At 63.5% G+C, this 17,546-nt stretch carries 15 protein-coding genes; 11 read left to right on the top strand and 4 right to left on the bottom strand.

Features of this window, described 5'->3' with window-relative positions:
• Positions 1-112: 112 nt before the first annotated feature.
• Together D0Y60_RS03000 and D0Y60_RS02995 are read left to right on the top strand one after the other, a co-directional pair.
• Complete coding sequence (locus D0Y60_RS03000; RefSeq protein ID WP_117367066.1) at positions 113-2,269, top strand: cellulose synthase; 2,157 nt, start codon at positions 113-115, stop codon at positions 2,267-2,269.
• 36 nt (positions 2,270-2,305) lie between these two features.
• The gene (locus tag D0Y60_RS02995; protein ID WP_117366639.1) at positions 2,306-2,665 is read left to right on the top strand and encodes a hypothetical protein; all 360 of its coding nucleotides are present in this window, start codon (positions 2,306-2,308) and stop codon (positions 2,663-2,665) included.
• On the opposite strand, the gene D0Y60_RS02990 is transcribed toward D0Y60_RS02995, so the two are convergent.
• Positions 2,662-3,321 carry a glutathione S-transferase family protein gene (locus D0Y60_RS02990; RefSeq protein ID WP_117366638.1) on the bottom strand — a complete coding sequence of 220 codons (660 nt, stop codon included), beginning with the start codon at positions 3,319-3,321 and terminating at the stop codon, positions 2,662-2,664. The two genes, D0Y60_RS02995 and D0Y60_RS02990, sit on opposite strands and share 4 nt — an antisense overlap.
• 170 nt (positions 3,322-3,491) lie before the next feature.
• Entirely contained in the window at positions 3,492-3,635 is a 144-nt protein-coding gene (locus D0Y60_RS24670) for a hypothetical protein (RefSeq protein ID WP_158565380.1), read from the bottom strand.
• Between the two features lie 164 nt (positions 3,636-3,799).
• Between D0Y60_RS24670 and D0Y60_RS02985 the strand changes: the two genes are divergently transcribed.
• The 5 genes from D0Y60_RS02985 to D0Y60_RS02965 all read left to right on the top strand — a co-directional run bounded on the left by D0Y60_RS02985 (position 3,800) and on the right by D0Y60_RS02965 (position 8,927).
• Positions 3,800-5,446, top strand: coding sequence for a phosphoethanolamine--lipid A transferase (locus D0Y60_RS02985; RefSeq protein WP_117366637.1), 1,647 nt, complete (start codon positions 3,800-3,802; stop codon positions 5,444-5,446).
• A gap of 85 nt (positions 5,447-5,531) precedes the next feature.
• The gene (locus D0Y60_RS02980; RefSeq protein WP_117366636.1) at positions 5,532-6,188 is read left to right on the top strand and encodes a response regulator transcription factor; all 657 of its coding nucleotides are present in this window, start codon (positions 5,532-5,534) and stop codon (positions 6,186-6,188) included.
• 8 nt (positions 6,189-6,196) lie between these two features.
• A complete protein-coding gene (locus tag D0Y60_RS02975; protein ID WP_245409069.1) occupies positions 6,197-7,561 on the top strand; it encodes a HAMP domain-containing sensor histidine kinase in 1,365 nt (454 codons plus the stop codon).
• A 168-nt stretch (positions 7,562-7,729) separates the two neighbouring features.
• Positions 7,730-7,951 carry a hypothetical protein gene (locus D0Y60_RS02970; RefSeq protein ID WP_117366634.1) on the top strand — a complete coding sequence of 74 codons (222 nt, stop codon included), beginning with the start codon at positions 7,730-7,732 and terminating at the stop codon, positions 7,949-7,951.
• 199 nt (positions 7,952-8,150) lie between these two features.
• Positions 8,151-8,927, top strand: a complete 777-nt coding sequence (locus D0Y60_RS02965; RefSeq protein WP_117366633.1) for an SDR family oxidoreductase — start codon at positions 8,151-8,153, stop codon at positions 8,925-8,927.
• A gap of 4 nt (positions 8,928-8,931) precedes the next feature.
• On the opposite strand, the gene D0Y60_RS02960 is transcribed toward D0Y60_RS02965, so the two are convergent.
• Both D0Y60_RS02960 and D0Y60_RS02955 read right to left on the bottom strand, forming a co-directional pair.
• Positions 8,932-9,189 (bottom strand): hypothetical protein, encoded by a 258-nt coding sequence (locus tag D0Y60_RS02960; RefSeq protein WP_117366632.1) that lies wholly within the window; start codon positions 9,187-9,189, stop codon positions 8,932-8,934.
• Between the two features lie 64 nt (positions 9,190-9,253).
• Positions 9,254-10,102, bottom strand: coding sequence for a LysR family transcriptional regulator (locus D0Y60_RS02955; protein WP_117366631.1), 849 nt, complete (start codon positions 10,100-10,102; stop codon positions 9,254-9,256).
• A gap of 129 nt (positions 10,103-10,231) precedes the next feature.
• On the opposite strand from D0Y60_RS02955, the gene D0Y60_RS02950 reads away from it, so the two are divergent.
• The 4 genes from D0Y60_RS02950 to D0Y60_RS02935 are packed head-to-tail and all read left to right on the top strand — an operon-like array spanning position 10,232 to position 17,502.
• Complete coding sequence (locus tag D0Y60_RS02950; RefSeq protein WP_117366630.1) at positions 10,232-12,682, top strand: FAD-dependent oxidoreductase; 2,451 nt, start codon at positions 10,232-10,234, stop codon at positions 12,680-12,682.
• The gene (locus D0Y60_RS02945) at positions 12,679-15,126 is read left to right on the top strand and encodes an FAD-dependent oxidoreductase (RefSeq protein ID WP_117366629.1); all 2,448 of its coding nucleotides are present in this window, start codon (positions 12,679-12,681) and stop codon (positions 15,124-15,126) included. Before D0Y60_RS02950 ends, D0Y60_RS02945 begins: the two co-directional genes overlap by 4 nt.
• Positions 15,123-15,968, top strand: a complete 846-nt coding sequence (locus tag D0Y60_RS02940) for an isocitrate lyase/phosphoenolpyruvate mutase family protein (protein WP_117366628.1) — start codon at positions 15,123-15,125, stop codon at positions 15,966-15,968. Before D0Y60_RS02945 ends, D0Y60_RS02940 begins: the two co-directional genes overlap by 4 nt.
• Positions 15,961-17,502: a trimethylamine methyltransferase family protein gene (locus D0Y60_RS02935; protein ID WP_117366627.1), complete on the top strand. Its 1,542-nt coding sequence runs from the start codon at positions 15,961-15,963 to the stop codon at positions 17,500-17,502. The genes D0Y60_RS02940 and D0Y60_RS02935 overlap by 8 nt, the downstream gene beginning before the upstream one ends.
• Positions 17,503-17,546: the final 44 nt, after the last annotated feature.

Below are 17,546 nucleotides of genomic sequence, written 5' to 3'. Positions count from 1 at the left end.
CGCTTTTATCGAAGCTCGTTGGTTTCTTCCGGCGACGCTTGGCGTTGCCTTAGGCGCGTCATTGCGGAGCGGGAGGAGCCGTATGGTTGATGTGTACCGAAGGAAGCTCGGCATGAAGTCGATCCTCATGGCGGTCGTCCTTGCCTCGGCTGGAGCGGCCGGTGTCGCCGGCCTGTCCTTCGGCGTGCCCGATGATCTGACGAAGGGCATGCCGCGCCTTGGCGTGGGCACTGACAAGGTGGCAACCGGCAGCACCGACGAAGCGCCGACCGCCGCGACCAAGCAGTCGCGGGTGGAAATTGCTCAGGCAGAGAACGACCAGGCGAAGACCACGCCGGTCGTCGAAACCGTGGAGCGCCGCCCCATCGTCGATGAAAGCGCGCTTCGCTACTTCGCTTCGCGCGGCGACACGGCGCGGCTCAATGCCGAAATCGCGCGTCTGCGCGCGCTTTATCCGACGTGGACACCGCCGGAAAATCCGCTCGCCGTGCCGGTCAATGAGGATAAGCAGCTGGAGGCTATGTGGGCGCTCTATAGCCAGGCGCGCTATGCGGATGTGCGCGCGGCGATCGCCGAGCGCCAGAAGCAGGAGCCGCAATGGACGCCGCCAGCCGATCTGGTCGACCGTCTCGACGTGGCGGAAAAGCGCGCCGAGCTGATCACCGCTTCCAACGCCGGCAAGAGTGAGGATGTCGTGCGGCTTGGTGCTGAAACGCCAAGCCTGCTCACTTGCTCGGATGCTGATGTCCTCTGGCGTGTCGCGGAGGCCTTCGTGAAGACCGACCGTGTGCAGCGTGCCAAGGACGCCTATGGCTATATTATCGACAACTGCACGGATGCACCGGTGCGGGTGGCGACCGTGCAGAAGGCTTCGACGCTGCTCGGTTACACGGACATGCAGGATTTGCTCGCCCGCGAGCATACCGGACCTGACGGCGTCAAGGAGTTCGACGCGATCCGCAGCGATCTCGCACGCCGTTTCGTCGGCGAGGGTGATGAGGACCCCGAGATCACGGTGGCGCCGGTCTATCTGAAGCTGGTTGAAAAGCTGGTAACGGACGAGGGGCTTGCCTCCGATGCACTGCTGCTTGGCTGGTATCACCTGCGGCGTGACCAGAACGCGGCCGCCGAACCATTCTTCCGCAAGGCGCGGGCGGTCGAGGATTCCGCTTCCGCCTCGCAGGGCCTTGCGCTCATTCTTCTCGCCCGCAAGATGCCGGGCGAGGCCGAGGATGTTATGTATGCCTGGCGCACGACCTCCGACCAGGCGATGAAGACCTATCTGGCCGCGACCACAAACCTGCTGGCGCTTGATCCGCCGCCGAAACTCGATGCCAAGGTGCTGAACCGTGTCGCGCAGGTGACGCTGGAGGAAAAGCATCCCGAGACCGGCGAGCAGTTCGGCTGGTATGCGCTGGCCATGGACCAGCCTGCGACCGCCGAGGAATGGTTCGGCCAGGTACTGAAATGGAAGGCAGACTATGAGCCTGCCGCCTATGGTCTCGGCGTCGCACGGCTACGCCTTCAGGACGAAGCGGGCCTCGCTGCCGTCAAACAGGCCTGGGCCGATCGTTCCGAGCGCATCGCCCGGCTTGGCGAGCAGGATGCGACGGACGAGAAGACCAAGGTGATCAGCGAGCGCCAACCGCAGCTGGCCCGCACCGGGCAGCGCATCGTCATCCATGAGGGTGTCGAAGAAGCTGCCGCCCGGCCGCAGCGTACCGTGCGCACGGCGCGCAATGCTGTCACTTCGACGGGCGGATGCCGCACGACGCGCAACCCCGTTGGTCTGGCGCCGGCCAGTGCGCTGACGCTCGGCTGGTGCCTGATGGAGCGCAACCGGCCGCTGGAAGCCGCGCAGGCTTTCGAAGTGGCTCTGAATGGCGAGGGGCGTACGCGCAGTGATGCGGCCTACGGCCAGAGCCTTGCCTATCTGCGCGCCGGACTGACCAGCGATGCCGCCGTCGCTGCGACGAAGGCCAAGCTCGACGGCCACCGCGGAGCCGAGCTCCAAACCGCCATTCTCGCCGACCGGGCCGTGAGCAGTTTCCGGGCCAAGCGCTATCGCGAGACCATCGGTTATCTCGATCAGCGCAGCCAGCTGCGCGCCGAGCCGACGGACCTGATGACCCTGCGCGCCTTCTCCTACAAGAATCTCGGGATGCGGGTCGATGCGGTGCGCTTGTTCGAGGCACTCGGTGAAACCGGGCGGCAGGATGCCATCCGCGCGCTTGCCGAAATGCGCGCCGAAGATCGGCGGCCGAACTGAACACGCTTCAGCTGTAGTTCACAGGGAGGATGCGGCATGAAAATCCGCTACTGTTTTTCCGCGGCGCTTTTGTCGCTTTGCCTTGCCGCACCTCTTGCCGCGGCGGACCGCCTCTACGTCGTTTGCGACAATGGCCTGCGGTGTTTCAAGGCGCCTTGCCCGTCATCGACTGTACGCGACCTGGCGACGGGTAAGACCTTCAAGAGCATTTCACCCGTGCTGGATGGATTGACCGATGCGGACCGCGAGCGCATCAGCCAGACGGATGCGCTCTATTTCGGCCGGCTGGCGCTGCGTGGCCATGTCGAGCGCCGGGAAGAAGCATCCGTTCTCGTCGTCACGGGCGTGGGGCGTAAGGCGTCGGCCCGTGAGCGGCGAGGTTGCCCTACCGGCTAGTCACGGTCCGGCGCGCCGAGCGGAAAATACGCCCGGAAAGGGCGTCCTTCGTCCACGGCGCGCGCGAAGGACGGGCGGGCGAGCAGGCGCTTGCGGTAGGCATGCACATGGGCGAAGGCCGGGTCGATGGCATGGGTCCAGTCCGCGTAGAACAGGAAGGGCGCTGCGCCGCAATCGGCGAGCGTGAACGTATCGCCCGACGCCCAGATGCGACCCTCCATATGCCGGTCGAGCCAGGCATAGGCGCGTTCCAGCATATCGCGTGCTTCCTTGTCGCCATAGGGATCGCGGTCGCTCTCCGGGCGAATGGCGTTGAAGACGATCCTCTGCTGCGGCGTTGAAATGTAATTGTCGAAGAAGCGGTCGAGCATGCGCACCTCGATCGCCTTGTCCGGGTCGGCGGGGATGAGCGTGACCGGTCCCGGATAGTGCCGGTCGAGATATTCGATCAGGATGGTCGCTTCCATCACCTGCTGGTCACCATCGACCAGAATGGGGAAGCGCTTGATCGGCCAGCGCCGCTCGAAATCGGCAAGGGTCTGGGGATCGTTGTGATCGAGCACGCGGTATTCGAACGCAGTGCCGTTTTCGTAGAGCGCAGTCAAAACCTTCTGGCAATAGCTAGAAAATGGATGAGCATAGAGAACGGGTTGCATGGCGACCTCCACGTTTTGTTGCCCTCTTGTCGCAAATCTGCTTGCGAAATGCAATCGGTTTTCAGGCGGCCGGTGTCAAGCTGTGCGGACTCTGCCGTCCGATCTGCATGCCTATGGTCGATTTTTGCCTCTGGGAGCGATGGAGGAGAAGAAGGTGTTAGTCGGCGGCTTCAGCCGGCTCGCCACAGGAGGACTTGCGGCACGTCGTCGCCGCGCACCCGGGAGAGCTGCACCTGCGCAAGAGGGATTGCCAGGATCATGACGATCAGGGCGGTCACGAACAGCGTTCCCGGATTGAGCAGCTTCGACTTCAAATGTCACCTCATGCCGTATCCCAGGTCTTATGGGAGTGAAAGCTGACGTGACGCTGAACATCCCGTAAGCATCGTTCAGCCAGGTGTCAGTTTGTCCCGGCAGGGGACGGGCAGGCTGGCGCTTTTCATGCTGCGCGCCGGCAGGATGACGGAAAGGAAAATCGATGCGCGAAGACACCGGAGCAACGAGCCGCAAGGGTCTGTGGAGGCCCGAGCTCGGCAGCATCACGGTCAGCATCGTAACGGCGCTCTACCTCTTGGCCATTACCAACCAGAGCTTCTGGTCGAAAGGCTGGCTCTATCTTGAGGGGCGCCCGACGACCTTCGCCTCTATCGCTATCGGCATCGCGTGCCTCTACATCGCGCTCTGTGTCGCTGTGTCGGTGAAGTATGTGATGAAGCCGGTCTTCATCCTTCTCATTCTGGCCGCCGCCGCCGGCGCTTGGTTCATGGATCAGTTCGGCGTGGTCATCGATATCGAGATGATCCGCAACGCCGCCGAAACCAACAGCGCCGAGGCGGGGAATTTGATCACCCCCGGCTTCGTGCTGCATATGCTGGTCTTCGGCATCCTGCCCGCAGTGCTGCTTATCTGGGTGAAGGTCCGCCACCGGTCCTTCTTCCGGAAAGTGCGGGGTGATCTAGCCGTTATCGTGCCGGCGCTGGTCATTGCTCTCGTCGCAGGCCTTTCGCATGCCCGCGTCTATGCCGCGGCGGTGCGCTCGCATCATGATTGGTTCGAGACGCTGAACCCCTTCGTGCCGCTCGTCACCGCCGTTCAGTTCGCCGTCGGTGAATCCGGGAATATCAACATCGTCGCGGCGCCGATTGGCGAAGATGCGCGGGTCATCGACGGGCCGGTGGCCGCACGCAAGCCGCGCCTGATGATCATCGTGGCCGGCGAAACGGCGCGTGCCGACAATTTTTCGCTCGGCGGCTATGAACGGGACACCAATCCGGAACTGGCGAAGAAGGATATCTTCTATTTCCCGCAGACGACGAGCTGCGGCACGGCGACGGCCGTCTCGCTGCCCTGCATGTTCTCCGTCTATACCCGCGCCGAATATTCGCACCGCAAGGGGCTTGCGACGCAGAGCCTGCTCGGCGTGCTCTCCCATGCCGGCATCGACGTAGAATGGTGGGACAACAATACCGGCGACAAGGGGATCGCCAGGCTTCTGAAGGTGCACTCGCTGATCAACAGCGGCAACCCCGCCTATTGCTCGGGCGGCGAATGCCAAGACCAAGTGCTGATCGACGCGCTGGACAGCTGGATCGGCTCGGTGAACCGGGATACCGTGCTGGTCCTGCACCAGATCGGCAGCCATGGCCCGGCCTACTACAAGCGCTATCCGGAGGCGTTTCGCCGCTTTGCGCCCGACTGCCGCAGCGCGGATTTCTCCGATTGCTCGCGCGAGGAGATCGTCAATGCCTATGACAACACGATCGCCTATACCGACCACATCCTGGCAAGCGTTATCGACCGGCTGGCCAGCCAGCAGGACCGTCTCGACGTATCCATGCTCTATATGTCGGACCATGGCGAATCGCTCGGTGAATTCGGCCTCTACCTGCATGGCGCGCCGTATGTGATCGCACCGCCGCAGCAGACCCACGTGCCCTTCGTGCTGTGGCTCGGCAAGGATGCCAAGGCGGCCTATTCGGCGGATTGCCTGAAGGAAGAGACGACGAAGCCGCAGTCGCACGACAATCTCTTCCACTCGGTGCTTGGCATGATGCGGGTGGAAACCAAGGTGCGCGATCCGGCACTCGATCTCATTTCGGCTTGCCGGCTCGGCGCGACGAGCTGACAGGACCGATCTTCCAGCGGGCTGACGCGTGCTTGCGGGCGAAAGGTGTGATGCCTATTGTGGCTCCCGGTTTCGGGAGTCTGGCTTGAGAATTCTTTTGATCGAGGACGACGCCGTTTTGGGCGAGGCGGTGCGCGACTACGTGGCCGGTCTCGGCCATGCGGTCGATTGGATGCAGACGCTGGATGACGGCAGAGCGGCGGCGCGGGCGGTCGATTACGATCTGATCCTGCTCGACCTGCGTCTCCCGGATGGACGCGGGCTGACGTTGCTGACGGAATTGCGCCGGGCCGGTGCGGTGACGCCCGTCATCATCCTGACCGCTCACGACCAGATTTCCGACCGGATCGAAGGTCTGAACAGCGGGGCGGACGACTATCTCGTCAAACCCTTCAATCTCGGCGAACTCGGTGCGCGTATGCTGGCCGTGGCGCGGCGCTATGCCGGCTCGTCGCTCCCGATCCTGGAGACCGGTGCGCTCTCCATCCAGCTTGCCGATAGGCGAGTGCTGCGCGACGGCCAGCCGGTCGATCTCTCGGGCCGGGAATGGGCCGTGCTGGCCCGGCTTGCCAACCGTCCGGAGGCCATCGTCTCCAAGAGCGAGATCGAGGAGGCGCTCTATGCCTTCGGCTCCGAAATCGAGAGCAACACGGTGGAGGTCTATGTCAGCCGGCTGCGCAAGAAGCTCGGCAAGGATTGCGTCGAGACGTTGCGAGGCATCGGTTACAGGCTTGGGCGATGACGGAAGACATGAACGCACGCCGCGCTGCGCTCCCGAGACACCAAAGTCTCGCCGGTCGGCTGATGCTGTGGGTCACGATCACCATCACAGCGCTGTGGCTCGTCGCGGTCGGCTTCGGGGCGCTCATCATGCAGGACGAGTTCGGCGAGATCTATGACAGCGCTCTGCAGGAGACGGCCGAGCGCCTGACGCCATTGCTGCTCGATGATCTGAGAAGCCGGCAAGATCCGGCTGAGGCCCAGCGCATCGAGGCGCTGCGCGCACCTGTCGAAGATGAGTATCTGTCCTATCAGGTGCGCGACCTGACGGGCCGTGTTCTCCTGCATTCGCATTCCGCGACGACCAAGCCCTTTGAAGCGCCGTTGAAGGAGGGGTTCTGGCAGGCCGAGGACGGGCGCATCTATACCGCCGTGGCTGCTGACGGTGTCACCTTCGTGCAGGTCAAGGACACGGCGGAAGAGCGCGATGAGGCAACACGCGAGGGGTCGCTTGCCCTGCTTTTGCCGGTGCTGCTGATCGTGCCGATCACCATTGCCGCCGTCTGGTTTGCCGTGCGACGCGTGCTGGCGCCGGTCGAAATGCTACGGGCGGCGATCGCCGAGAAGGACGGCGGTAATCTCGCCGCCATCGAGGCGGCGCATCTGCCGCATGAACTTCAGCCGATCCTGCGCTCGGTCAATCTGCTCCTGTCGCGCCTGCGCGCGGTTATCGCCTCCGAACGGGAATTTACCTCCAACAGCGCGCATGAACTGCGTACACCCATAGCCGGCGCGCTGGCGCAGACGCAGCTTCTGCTTTCGGAACTCGACGGCAGCCCGACGCGCGTTCGTGCGCAGCAGATCGAGGCCTCGCTGCAAAAACTCACAAAGCTGACCGAAAAGCTGCTTCAGCTTGCCCGCGCCGAAGCGGGCATCGGCGTCGCGGAAACCACATTCGACATTGCCGATGTCGTCGGCGTCGTGGTCACCGACTTTCAGCGCGCCTCGGAGTATGCCGACCGTATCCATTTCACGAGTAAACTTGCCGTACCGCGCCTTTACGAGGGAACTGCCGACGCTTTTGCCATCGTCTTGCGGAACCTCATCGAGAACGCGCTGTTGCACGGGCGGGCCGGGGAGCCTGTGGAGATTCACCTAACGGACGAGGGAAATGTGCAAATTTCCAACGGATCGCCACAGCTTTCCGAAACGGAGCTAGTGGCGGTGCGCAAGCGGTTTGCCCGCGGCAAGACGGTCGCCGCCGGTTCCGGCCTTGGCCTCTCCATTGCCGACCGTCTGCTGCAGCAGATGCGGGCAAACCTGGTGTTGAGCTCGCCGGTGCCGGGCCGGATTGACGGTTTTCAGGCAGAGATCGTATTTCCGCCCGCCGGTTGAGGTTTTTTGACCGCTTCTTGATCGTTCCCAAAAGTTTCGTTTTTCAGTATTCCGGCTTCGATAAAGCTTCGGAATTTTCGATATTTTTTCATTTTTCTAAGAGAAAGATGTGGCTTTTTGCCGCATTGTGTGGTTTTATGTGGCCATAATCAAAAAGAGGTGGGGAATATGGGTCGCAAACCGGAAGACTATGCGCGGCTGCTCGCCAGCGCACTCGACAAAATTCATGCAGCAGAATGCCATGGAGCCACCGAGCCCCTGTCAGAACACTGCGTGCGCGTGATCGGCCAGACCATCGCAGCCGCGATCGACGAGGCGCGGAAAATCCATATCGAACAAGAGCTTGTGGCGATGCGTGAACGCCGCGAACGAATCCATCTGCATTCCTGATGATGAGATCGGCGGACTGCTCCCTGCGGGACAGTCGCGCCTCCTTGCTGGTCAAGCGTGGAAACACGTCGTAGAACGGGCACGCCCCGGCTACGCCGTCGCTCCGTACCGCTTCCGCCATTTCAGGCCTGGATGTCCGAACGGTCGCGTTTCGCGCGCCGGGCGTGACGGAGCAGGATGAGAGCGGCGGAGGGCTGACATGACCGATTGGGGCAAAACCGGCAACGGCATGATCGCGCTGGTGACGGGCGGCGGCACGGGCATAGGCCTTGCCATTGCGCGAGGCCTGAGTGCGGAGGGATATCGGGTCGTCATCACCGGCCGCCGTGCAGATGTGCTGGAGAAGGCGGCGGCGGATATTTCCGGCGACACCGGCAATGCGGTTCGGGCCATCACCTGCGATGTCGGCAAGCCGGACGATGTGGCCGCGGCTTTCGATGCGGTGAAGCGGGACTTCGGCCGGCTCGATCTGCTCGTCAACAATGCCGGCTCCAATGTGTCGCCGGCCCTGCTGGAGGATATTCCATTCGAGGAATGGTCGAGCATCCTTGCCGCCAACCTCACGGGTGCTTTCCTCTGCACCCAGCACGCCTTCCGGATCATGAAGGCGCAAGCGCCGCGCGGCGGGCGTATCATCAACAACGGCTCGATTTCAGCGACCGCGCCGCGCCCGAATTCCGCGCCCTACACAGCGACGAAACATGCCATCACCGGCCTCACCAAATCGACGGCGCTTGACGGGCGCAAATACGACATTGCCTGTGGGCAGATCGATATCGGCAATGCCGCCACTGACATGACGTCGAAGATGAATGCCGGCGTGTTGCAGGCGAATGGCGAAATCGCCAGCGAACCGACCATGTCGGTCAAGCACGTCGCCGATGCCGTGATCTACATGGCAAGCCTGCCGCTCGACGCTAATGTGCTGACCATGACGGTGATGGCGACCAACATGCCGTTCGTCGGGCGGGGGTGAGGGGTTATCGCCGCCGCGGCTCGCCGCCTTCGGCGTAGACCGTCTTCTGCTGGAACTTGAAGATATGGCCGCAGCGGCAGCGGATCATGTGCCTGTCCGGATATTTCGACGGGCGCTCGGTGAGGAAGCCGGTGGGGAGCGCGTCAATCTTGAAGTCCGGATCCTTGCGCGTCGGCATGTCGTCTTCCGAGACCTCGGCATAGCCGGAATTGCCGCACATGGCGCATTCGAGTTTGCGCGAATAGCGGTCACGGGCGGCCATGGGCGATTCCTTCACGAGATGGGTTTGCCCGTTAATAGGCATCGCCCGCGCTGGTTTCAATGGTTCATGCCGCTAGGAGCGCCTGAAGCACGGCGATGATGCGCCGGTGCTGGTGGGCGTGGCGGGTGCGCACGTTGACGGCGGCATAAACGGCTTGGGCGATCGGTTCGGCGCCTACCACGCGGCTGACGGCCCCCGTTCGAAGCAGCCGCTTCGCATCTGCCTCCGTCACGAAGGCCGAGCCGCCGAGTTTCTGCATCAAGGCCAGGATCGCCGTCGTTTCGCCGCTGGCGATCGGCGCGGTGGAGAGTGCGGGATGGGCCTGCCGGTGCAGCCGGTCGAAGGCGGGGGAATAGACGGCCTGGATATAGTCTTCTGGCCGCACATCCTCGATGCGGCTCACCTTGTTGCTGACCATCTCGTAATGCACATCGCCGATACGCTCGTAATGCAGGTCGGGCAGGTAGTGCGGCGTGAAGAGGATGGCGAGATCGAGGTCGCCGGCGCCCAGGTCGCGGTTCATCTGGCCGGAATAATCGACCTCCAGATAGATGGAGGTGGCCGGCAACTCCCGACGCACGGCGGCCAGCCAGTCGCCGGCATAATGGGCGGCCAGATCGTGCTGCAGGCCGATGCGCATCGAGCGTTCATAGGCGCCGGCCGTCTCCACCGCGCGTGTCGCTTCATGCCATTGATGTTGAAGGGCTTTCGCGTGGTCGAGAAAGCGCAGGCCGGCGGCTGTCGGCTGCGTGCCACCCTTGTTGCGGGCAAAGAGTTTTCGCGCAAACAGCGCCTCCAGCGCATTGATACGATGGGTGACCGTCGATTGTGTGATGTTCAGCCGCTCCGCCGTGCGGTTGAAGTTGCGGGTTTCCATCAGGTCGAGGAATGTCTCAATCAGAACGATTTGCATGAATGCGCCGCGATTTCCCAAATATTTGGCGGAAGTGTAATCGGTATCATCGATTAATAAAGCGAATTCCGCCCGCTTGCCGCCTGTCGCTTTGATTGCCACAAATCCGGGGCAACCAAGGGGAAGAGAATGTCCGTACTGCCAAGCCATGCCCGTGTCGTCATCATCGGCGGAGGCGCCGTGGGCGCGTCGGCGCTGTATCATCTGGCCAAGGCCGGCTGGACGGATTGCGTGCTGCTCGAAAAGAATGAGCTGACGGCGGGCTCCACTTGGCATGCGGCCGGCAATGTGCCGACCTTCTCGTCCTCCTGGTCTCTCATGAACATGCAGCGCTATTCAGCGTCGCTTTATCGCGAGTTGGGCGACCTCGTCGATTACCCCATGAATTACCATGTCACCGGCTCGATCCGCCTTGGCCACTCGAAGGAGCGGCTGCAGGAGTTCAAGCGCGTCGTGGGCATGGGGCGCTATCAGGGCATGGATCTCGATATCCTCTCGCCCGACGAGATGCGCTCGAAATATCCCTTCCTCGAAACCCATGACCTGACCGGCGCGCTCTACGATCCCTATGACGGCGATATCGATCCGGCGCAGCTGACCCAGGCGCTCGCCAAGGGCGCGCGCGACATGGGGGCAAAAATCTTCCGGTTCTGCCCGGCCACCGGCGCGCGCCGCGAGGGCGACGAATGGGTGATCTCCACGCCGCAGGGCGAGATCCGTTGCGAGAAGGTGGTCAACGCCGCCGGCTACTATGCCCGCGAGGTCGGCAAATGGTTCGGCCGCGACGTGCCGATGATGGTGATGAGCCATCAATACATGCTGTTCGAGGAAATTCCGGAGCTGGCCGCCTGGTCGCGCGAGGCCGGCCACAAGCTGCCGCTGCTGCGTGACGTCGACAGTTCCTATTACCTCCGTCAGGAAAAGACGGGCATGAATCTCGGCCCCTATGAACGGAACTGCAAGGCGCATTGGGTGACGCCTGATGATCCGATGCCGGACGATTTCTCGTTCCAGCTGTTCCCCGACGATCTCGACCGCCTCGAATGGTATCTGAACGACGCCGTCGAGCGCGTGCCGATCCTCGGCACGGCCGGCCTGTCGCGCATGATCAACGGCCCCATTCCCTATGCGCCTGATGGCAACCCGCTCATCGGCCCGATGCCAGGCGTGCCGAACGCCTATGAGGCCTGTGTCTTCACCTTCGGCATCTGCCAGGCCGGTGGCGCGGGCAAGGTGCTGGCCGAATGGGTGACCGAGGGCGAGACGGAATGGGACATGTGGTCCTGTGACCCACGCCGATACACGGCCTTTGCCGCTGACAAGGACTATTGCGTCGCCAAGGGCATGGAAATCTACGGCCACGAATATGCCATGCATTTTCCCAAGCACGCTTGGCCGGCCGGGCGTGACCGGAAGCTCTCGCCGATCCATGACCGCATCAAGGCGCTGGGTGCGCAGTTCAAGCCCTATAACGGCTGGGAGCGCGCCAATTGGTATGCGGCGCCGGGCGATGATCTCTCGGAGCAGTCGACCCAGACCTGGAACCGCGAGGGGCCGTGGCGGCCGCGCATTGAGGCGGAGTGCCGCGCCGTCACCGAGGCCGCCGGCATTCTCGACCTTCCCGGCTTCTCGCGCTTCCGCGTGAAGGGCGAGGGGGCGACGGCGTGGCTGTCCTCGCTCATCACCGGCAAGGTGCCGAAGCCCGGCCGCATCGGCCTTGCCTATTTCTCCGACGACAAGGGCCGCATCGTCACGGAAATGTCGGTCATGATGCTGGATGAGGATTTCTTCTTCCTCATCACCGCCGCGACTGCCCAGTGGCATGATTTCGAGTGGCTGCAAAAGCACCTGCCGAAGGACGCCGCCTTCACAATCGATGATGTGACGGAAAGCTTCTCCTGCCAGATCCTGTCCGGTCCGAACTCTCGCGCCATTCTCGCCGATGTCACCGATGCCGACCTTTCCAAGGGCTGGCTGACGCATCAGAGCTGCCAGATTGCCGGCCGCTGGTGCCAGCTGGTGCGCGTCTCCTTTGCCGGCGAACTCGGCTGGGAAATCCACACGAAGGTCGAGGATACCCCCGCGATTTTTGATGCCGTCTGGGCCGCCGGCCAGAAGCATGGCCTGAAGCCCTTCGGCATGGAGGCGCTGGACAGCCTGCGCATCGAAAAGAGCTATCGCGCCTGGAAGGGCGATCTCTCGACCGACTACACGATCCTGCAAGGGGGCCTTGACCGTTTCGTCGATTGGGCGAAGCCCGATTTCAAGGGCAAGGCGGCGCTGGAGCGCGAGAAGCAGCAGGGCGTCACCAAGCGTTTCGTCACGCTGACGGTGGATGCCGGCGAGTGCGATGCGCCCTACATGTCGACGCTCTGGCACGGCGGCAAGGTGGTCGGCGAGACGACCTCCGGCAACTGGGGCTACCGCGTCGGAAAGTCCATCGCGCTCGGCATGCTGAAAGCCGACCTCGCTGTGCCGGGCACGGAAATCGAGGTGGAAATCTACGGCGACCGTTTCAAGGCGACCGTCCAGCCCGATGGCCCTCTCTTCGACCCGAACAATGAAAGACTGCGCGCATGAGCAAGCCCATTCCCTCCAAGGCGAGAGCCGTCATCATCGGCGGTGGCGTGTCCGGTTGTTCGGTCGCTTATCACCTGGCCAAGCTTGGCTGGACGGATGTGGTGCTTCTGGAGCGCAAGCAGCTGACGTCGGGCACGACGTGGCATGCCGCGGGCCTCATCGGCCAGCTGCGCGCCTCGCAGAACATGACGCGGCTCGCCAAATATTCGGCCGATCTCTACACCAAGCTCGAAGCCGAGACCGGCATCGGCACCGGCATGCGCCAGTGTGGCTCCATGACGGTGGCGCTGACCGAGGAGCGCAAGGAAGAGATCTACCGCCAGGCCTCGCTTGCCCGCGCCTTCGATGTGGATGTGCGCGAGATCAGCGTCGATGAGGTGAAGGCGATGTATCCGCACCTCAACACGGCGGATGTGAAGGCGGCAGTGCATCTGCCGCTCGACGGCCAGTGCGATCCGGCCAACATCGCGATGGCCTTGGCGAAGGGCGCGCGGCAGAACGGCGCGACTGTCATCGAAGGCGTGAAGGTCACCTCCGTCGTCACCAAGGACGGCCGCGTCACGGGCGTCACCTGCGAGCAGAACGGTGAGACCTTCACCATCGAGACGGAGAATGTCGTCAATGCCGCCGGCATGTGGGGCCGAACGCTGGCCGATATGTCCGGCGTGACGCTGCCGCTGCATGCCTGCGAACATTTTTACATCGTCACCGAGCCGATCCCGAACCTCACGCGCCTGCCGGTGCTGCGCGTGCCCGACGAGTGCACCTATTACAAGGAAGATGCCGGCAAGATGCTGATCGGCGCTTTCGAGCTGAAAGCCAAGCCCTGGGGCATGGACGGCATTTCGGAAGACTTCTGCTTCGACCAGCTGCCGGAGGATTTCGATCACTTCCAGCCGATCCTCGAAAACGCCATCAATCGCATGCCGATGCTGGAGACGGCCGGCATCCACACCTTCTTCAACGGCCCGGAAAGCTTCACGCCCGACGACCGCTACTATCTCGGCGAAGCGCCGCAGCTCAAAGGGTACTGGGTTGCCGCCGGCTACAATTCCATCGGCATCGTCTCCTCCGGTGGCGCCGGCATGGCGCTGGCGCAGTGGATGAACGACGGCGAGCCGCCCTTCGATCTCTGGGAGGTCGATATCCGCCGCGCCCAGCCCTTCCAGCGCAACCGCACCTATCTGAAAGACCGCGTCTCCGAAACGCTCGGCCTGCTCTATGCCGACCATTTCCCCTATCGCCAGATGGCGACGGCCCGTGGCGTGCGCCGCTCGCCGCTGCATGAGCACCTCAAGGCGCGTGGCGCCGTCTTCGGCGAAGTCGCCGGCTGGGAGCGCGCCAACTGGTTCGCCAAGGAAGGGCAGGAGCGGGAATACCGCTATTCCTGGAAGCGGCAGAACTGGTTCGACAACCAGAGGCAAGAGCACCTGGCCGTCCGCAACGGCGTCGGCCTGTTCGACATGACCTCCTTCGGCAAGATCCGTGTCGAAGGCCGCGATGCGCTGGCCTTCCTGCAAAAGCTCTGCGCCAACCAGATGGACGTGGCCCCCGGCAAGATCGTCTATACGCAGATGCTCAACGCCCGTGGCGGCATCGAGAGCGACCTGACGGTGACGCGTCTCTCGGAAACGGCCTTCTTCCTCGTCGTTCCCGGTGCGACGCTGCAGCGCGACCTTGCCTGGCTGCGCAAGCACTTGCAGGACGAGTTCGTCGTCATCACCGATGTGACGGCGGCTGAGAGCGTACTTTGCGTCATGGGGCCGAAGGCGCGTGATCTCATGCAGAAGGTCAGCCCGAACGATTTCTCCAATGCCGCACACCCCTTCGCCACCGCGCGGGAGATCGAGATCGGCATGGGCCTCGCCCGCGCGCACCGCGTCACTTATGTCGGCGAGCTCGGCTGGGAGCTCTATGTCTCCACCGAACAGACCGCCCATGTCTTCGAGGCGCTGGAGGAGGCGGGCGCGGATGTCGGCCTCAAGCTCTGCGGCCTGCACACGCTCGACTCGTGCCGTATCGAAAAGGCCTTCCGCCATTTCGGCCACGACATCACCGACGAGGACCATGTGCTGGAGGCCGGTCTCGGCTTTGCCGTGCGCACCAGGAAGGGCGATTTCATCGGTCGCGATGCGGTGCTGCGCAAGGAAGAGGAGGGCCTGAAGCGCCGCATGGTGCAGTTCAGGCTTACCGATGCCGAGCCGCTGCTCTTCCACAACGAGGCGCTGGTGCGCGACGGCAAGATCGTCTCGACCATCACCTCGGGCAACTACGGCCACTTCCTCGGTGGCGCCATCGGCATGGGCTATGTGCCTTGCGCGGGTGAGAGCGAAGCGGATGTGCTGGCTTCGAGCTATGAGGTCGAGATCGCCGGCACGCGGGTGAAGGCGGAAGCCTCGCTCGTGCCGATGTATGATCCGAAATCGGAGAGGGTGCGGGCATGACCGATCTCGCCGCGCGCCACCAGCGGTTTCACGACCTGCATGAGTCGGGCTGCTTCGTCATCCCGAACCCCTGGGATATCGGTTCCGCCCGCATGATGGCGGCCTCGGGCGCCGTGGCGCTCGCCACCACCTCGGCCGGTTTCGCCTTCACACTCGGCCGGCCGGATATGGGCCGCGTGACGCGAGAGGAATCCTTGAGGCACGCGGAAGACATCGTGCGCGCCACGCCGCTTCCCGTCTCCGGCGATTTCGAGAACGGCTTTGCCGATGCGCCCGATGATGTTGCCGAGACGATCCGGCTTGCTGCCGAGGTCGGCTTGTCCGGCTGCTCGATCGAAGACACGCAGATGGTCGACGGCAACCCGGCCTATGCGTTCGATCTTGCCGTCGAGCGCATCCGTGCTGCTGCCGATGCCGCCCGCTCGCTGGGTCGCCCCTTCATTCTCTGTGCCCGCGCCGATGGCGTGATGAACGGCGTCTATGATCTCGACGAGGCGATCCGCCGTATCCAGGCCTTCGAGAAGGCGGGTGCCGATCTCGTTTATGTGCCGGTGCCGCCGGGCGAGGCGGAGTTGCGCCGCATCGTGCAGTCGGTGTCGGCGCCCGTCAATGCGCTGGCCGCGGGGCCGCTGCGCCAGCTGACCGTGCCTGAACTCGCCGCCATCGGCGTGCGCCGCATTTCGCTCGGCTCGATGATCGCCCGCGTCACCCACGCCGCCATCGCCGAACAGATGGACGCCATCATCAAGGATGGCAGTTTCGCCAAATTGTCCGCCGCCGCGTCGGGGGATCTCATCAACAGAATGCTTGCCGCGGGAGCGGGGGAGACGGATCATGAGTGAAGCAGCAACCTTGTCCTCCCGCCGTGCCGGCGGCCGCGCCGCCCGTGTCGCCATGCGTGCCGCGCCGCTTGCGGAAAACGTCCGCCCTATCCGTCCGGGCCTGCCCGGCGGCCAGTACCGGCCGCTGACGGAGGCGAATGTGCGCCGCATCCATGAGGCGGCCCTCGATGCGCTGGAAAATATCGGCCTCGCCAATGCGCCGAAATCCGGCATTGAGATCATGACCCGCGCCGGCGCCATTCTCGGCGAGGACGGGCGCCTGCGTTTCCCGCGTGCGCTGGTGGAGGACATGCTGGCCATCGCGGCGCGGGATATCACGCTGCATGGCCGCGATCCGAAATACGATCTCGAACTGTCGGGCACTCGCGTCTATTACGGCACGGCGGGTGCTGCCGTGCATATCGTCGATGTCGAGAAGCGGGAATACCGCGAGTCGACGGCCAAGGACCTCTTCAACGCCGCGCAGCTCGTCCACCATCTCGACAACATCCATTTCTTCCAGCGCGCGATGGTCTGCCGTGACGTGGCCGACAATTTCCTGATGGACATCAACACGCTTTACGGCTGCTGCGCCGGCACCTCCAAACATGTCGGAACCAGCTTCTCCGATCCCTCGCATGTCGCCGGCTGCTTCGATCTCATCCACATGATGGCGGGCGGCGAGGACAAGTGGCGGGCGCGGCCCTTCGTCTCGAATTCCAACTGCTTCGTCGTACCGCCGATGAAATTCGCCGAAGAGAGCTGCATCACCATGGAGGCCTGCATCCGGGCCGGCATGCCAATCCTGCTGCTCTCGGCCGGGCAGGCGGGTGCTACGGCGCCGGCACCGCTCGCCACGGCCATCGTGCAGGCCGTCGCGGAATGCCTGGCGGGCGTCGTCTATGTCAATGCCATGGCCCCCGGCCATCCGGCGATCTTCGGCACCTGGCCCTTCGTCTCGGACCTGCGCACCGGCGCCATGTCTGGCGGGTCGGGCGAGCAGGCGCTGCTGACGGCCGGCTGCGCGCAGATGCACCAGTTCTACGGCCTGCCGGGCGGTGCCGCTGCCGGCATTGCGGACTCGAAGCTGCCGGATATGCAGGCCGGCTGGGAACAGGCGATCTCCAACGTCATGGCCGGCCTTTCGGGGCTCAACATGGTCTATGAATCCGTCGGCATGCATGCCTCGCTGCTCGGCTTCTGCCTGGAAAGCCTCGTGCTGGGCGATGATCTTCTCGGCCAGGTGCAGCGCTGCGTCCGCGGCATCGACGTCACCGAGGATTCCGTTTCGCTGGAGACGATGCGCTCCGTCTGCCTCGACGGACCCGGCCACTATCTCGGCGATCCGCAGACGCTGTCGCTGATGCAGACGGAATATGTCTATCCCGCCGTCGCCGACCGCACGAGCCCGAAGGAATGGGCCGAGATCGGCCGTCCGGACCTCGTGCAGAAGGCCATCGAGCGCAAGAACCGCATCCTCTCCGAGGCCGGCGGACCGCTCTTCGACTTCGCGACGGACCAGGCGGTACGCGAGAAGTTCAAGATCTATTTCTGAAAGAATGGGTGAGCGCTCTCGTGTATTGATTCACGGGCACGCTC

Source organism: Shinella sp. WSJ-2, from assembly GCF_003432075.1.
Taxonomy (GTDB): Bacteria; Pseudomonadota; Alphaproteobacteria; order Rhizobiales; family Rhizobiaceae; genus Shinella.
Note: the sequence above shows the minus strand (reverse complement) of the source record. Positions and strands in the feature narration are given on the sequence as shown.

Excerpts from the sequence above, each read along its gene's own strand:
- D0Y60_RS02985 (WP_117366637.1), top strand. The coding sequence starts at position 3,800 with ATGCGCGAAGACACCGGAGCAACGAGCCGCAAGGGTCTGTGGAGGCCC.
- D0Y60_RS03000 (WP_117367066.1), top strand. The coding sequence starts at position 113 with ATGAAGTCGATCCTCATGGCGGTCGTCCTTGCCTCGGCTGGAGCGGCC.
- D0Y60_RS02935 (WP_117366627.1), top strand. The coding sequence starts at position 15,961 with ATGAGTGAAGCAGCAACCTTGTCCTCCCGCCGTGCCGGCGGCCGCGCC.
- D0Y60_RS02950 (WP_117366630.1), top strand. The coding sequence starts at position 10,232 with ATGTCCGTACTGCCAAGCCATGCCCGTGTCGTCATCATCGGCGGAGGC.
- D0Y60_RS02945 (WP_117366629.1), top strand. The coding sequence starts at position 12,679 with ATGAGCAAGCCCATTCCCTCCAAGGCGAGAGCCGTCATCATCGGCGGT.
- D0Y60_RS02995 (WP_117366639.1), top strand. The coding sequence starts at position 2,306 with ATGAAAATCCGCTACTGTTTTTCCGCGGCGCTTTTGTCGCTTTGCCTT.
- D0Y60_RS02970 (WP_117366634.1), top strand. The coding sequence starts at position 7,730 with ATGGGTCGCAAACCGGAAGACTATGCGCGGCTGCTCGCCAGCGCACTC.
- D0Y60_RS02940 (WP_117366628.1), top strand. The coding sequence starts at position 15,123 with ATGACCGATCTCGCCGCGCGCCACCAGCGGTTTCACGACCTGCATGAG.
- D0Y60_RS02975 (WP_245409069.1), top strand. The coding sequence starts at position 6,197 with ATGAACGCACGCCGCGCTGCGCTCCCGAGACACCAAAGTCTCGCCGGT.
- D0Y60_RS02960 (WP_117366632.1), bottom strand. The coding sequence starts at position 9,189 with ATGGCCGCCCGTGACCGCTATTCGCGCAAACTCGAATGCGCCATGTGC.
- D0Y60_RS02990 (WP_117366638.1), bottom strand. The coding sequence starts at position 3,321 with ATGCAACCCGTTCTCTATGCTCATCCATTTTCTAGCTATTGCCAGAAG.
- D0Y60_RS02955 (WP_117366631.1), bottom strand. The coding sequence starts at position 10,102 with ATGCAAATCGTTCTGATTGAGACATTCCTCGACCTGATGGAAACCCGC.
- D0Y60_RS02965 (WP_117366633.1), top strand. The coding sequence starts at position 8,151 with ATGACCGATTGGGGCAAAACCGGCAACGGCATGATCGCGCTGGTGACG.